Consider the following 2943-nt stretch of genomic DNA (forward strand, 5'->3'; position numbering starts at 1 on the left):
GGGTGCAATTACTTATTCAATTGATTCATTTAAGTTTAATGAAGAATCAAATTTTGAATTAAAGGACATCTATTTTAATGTTCATGAAGGTCAAACAATTGGAATTGTTGGTAAAACTGGTCATGGAAAAACAACTCTTTTAAAACTTTTATTGAGAGAATATGAAGTAGTTAACGGGAGTATTTCAGTTGGCGATTTAGATATTAAAGATACAACTTTATTATCACTAAGATCACATATCGGTTATGTACCTCAAGAACATTTCTTATTTTCATCATCAGTTAAGGAAAATATAGCGTTTAGCCAAATTGATTCTTCAATCGAAACAGTACATAAAGCTGCCGAGATTGCTAATATTCATGCGGATATTTTAGAATTCCCATTAGGCTACGATACAATTGTAGGTGAAAGAGGAGTATCATTATCCGGAGGACAGAAACAAAGAATTTCAATCGCTAGATCTTTAATTAAAAACCCTAATATTTTAATATTAGACGACTGTTTATCTGCGGTGGATGCCAAAACAGAGGAAAAAATATTACACTCTTTAAAGGATGAGAGAAGTGGGAAAACAACATTTATTACTTCTCATCGTATGAGTGCTGTCATGCATAGTGATTTAATCATCGTTTTAGACGAAGGAAGAATTATACAAAGAGGTAAACATGAAGATTTAGTTCAAATTGATGGTTGGTACAAAGAAATGTTTGAAAGACAACAACTAGAAGAACTAGTAGAGCAAGGAGGGAGATAAAATGAATCAAGAGATTGAAATCGATGCTAAAAGGCAGAAAAAAGATTTAATACGTCTTCTTTCATTTCTAAAAAAATATAAAGTTTTACTGACTTTTGCATTTATTTTCTTATTCCTTGCAACAGCATGTGAAATGTATGGTCCAATTTTAGTTAAAAGATTTCTAGATGATCATTTAATGAAAAGGTATTTTCCAAAAGATACAATCGTAATGTTATTTTCAATATATGTTGCAATAACAGTCGGCAAAATTGTTTTATCATATTTACAGCTTTTAATGTTTCAACAAATTGCTTTTAAAGTTGTTCAAGATATAAGAATGAAAGTTTATGAGCATGTACATTCATTAGCTTTTTCATTTTTTGATAAAACGCCGATTGGAAGCATTGTATCAAGAATTACGAATGATACAGAAGCTATTAAAGATTTTTACGTTAGTGTACTCGCAACGTTTATCCAGCAAATTGTCTTTTTAGTGGGAATCATTATTGCGATGTACTCATTAGACGCTAAATTAGCAACAATTTGTGTAGGGTTAGTTGTAATTGTTTATTTTATTATACTAACCTATCGTAAAAAGAGTTTTCCATTTTTTATGGAAACTAGAGGACAGTTAAGTAATTTAAATGCTAAATTAAACGAGCACTTACAAGGTATGTCAATCATACAAGCATTTAACCAACAAAAAAGATTACAAAATGAATTTGAGGGTGTAAATAAGTCTCACTATAATGCAGGTGTAAAAACAATACGATTAGATTCTCTGTTTTTAAGACCGGCAACAGATTTAATTTATACAATTGGAATAATGTTTGTTCTTAGCTTCTTTGGCATTACTTCTTTTAGTAATCCAGTTGAGATTGGTACAGTTTATGCATTTGTAAGTTATTTAGAAAGATTTTTTGAACCGATTACGCAAATGATGATGAAATTATCTTTATTACAGCAAGCTGTTGTATCATCATCTAGAGTATTTGACTTAATGGATGAAGAGCAAAAAGCTCCTACTAAAGTTGGAACTGACTTACCAAAAGTAAAAGAAGGAAGTATTGATTTCAAAAATGTATCATTCGCATATGACGGAGTGCACAATGTCATTCATGATATTTCATTCTCAGTTAAACCAGGTCAATCAGTTGCCTTTGTTGGTCATACAGGAAGTGGTAAGTCAACAATTATGAATCTATTATTACGTTTTTACGATGTGAAAGACGGGGGAATTCAGATTGATGATCAAAAACTATCAACATTTGAAGAAAGTGAATTACGTTCTAATATCGGATTAGTTTTACAAGATCCATACTTATTTGTTGGAGATATAAAAGGAAATATCTCAATGTATAATAACAATATAACTGATAGAGAAATTAAAGAAGCATCCGAATTAGTGAGAGCGAATGAATTTATTGAAAAATTACCAAACGGGTATGATGAGGCAGTTGTTGAAAGAGGTTCAACTTTATCAAGTGGACAGCGCCAATTAATCACGTTTGCAAGAACGATCGCAGCTAAACCTACTATTCTGATATTAGATGAAGCAACTGCAAATATTGATAGTGAAACAGAAGAAGCAATTCAAGAAGCTTTAACAGAGATGAGAAAAGGTAGAACTACTGTTATCATTGCTCATCGTTTATCAACAATTCAAGATGTTGATTGCATATATGTATTGCACAAAGGAAAAATCGTAGAAGAAGGCAACCATCAACAACTTCTTGCAAAACAAGGATTGTACTATAATATGTATCTATTACAAAATAAAGGATCTTTATTATTGGCCGATTAATGAAAAAGCAGCTAGATTTTCTAGCTGCTTTTTTTATTTAGAACTATATTCAGGAGGATATTAGTAAAAATTAATTCATTATTAATATATTCATAAAGTGAAGCTAGATTAATCGAAACTGAAGTTATCAGTTTTATGTGTTAAATTATCTTAGTAAATTCAACATTACATAAATTATTTAGTTAATAATAAAATTAGTTAATTTATAAATAGTAGAATGGTACCGAAATGAATAGGGAAAAATCACAATAATGGTTCAAATGTGGGGTGTCTTGAAGATTAGGAAGGTAGAGAGGAATTAGAATGTTTTAGTGTTAAAGCACCAATTTTTACTAAAAATCGTTTAATATACTCTTTGTTTATTATTTTATAATAATTAAAATTTAGTTAAAATGACTAATTG

General features: G+C 29.8%; 2 protein-coding genes. Both read left to right on the forward strand.

Annotation, left to right across the window (positions count from 1 at the left end; translation table 11 throughout):
- A partial coding sequence (locus CN514_RS21200) for an ABC transporter ATP-binding protein (RefSeq protein WP_141529460.1) occupies nucleotides 1-754 on the forward strand: 754 nt, incomplete at its 5' end.
- 1 nt (nucleotide 755) lies between these two features.
- Nucleotides 756-2540, forward strand: a complete 1785-nt coding sequence (locus tag CN514_RS21205; RefSeq protein WP_098234281.1) for an ABC transporter ATP-binding protein — start codon at nucleotides 756-758, stop codon at nucleotides 2538-2540.
- Nucleotides 2541-2943: the final 403 nt, after the last annotated feature.

The organism is Bacillus sp. AFS001701, assembly GCF_002559405.1.
In the GTDB taxonomy this organism is placed as follows: Bacteria; Bacillota; Bacilli; order Bacillales; family Bacillaceae_G; genus Gottfriedia.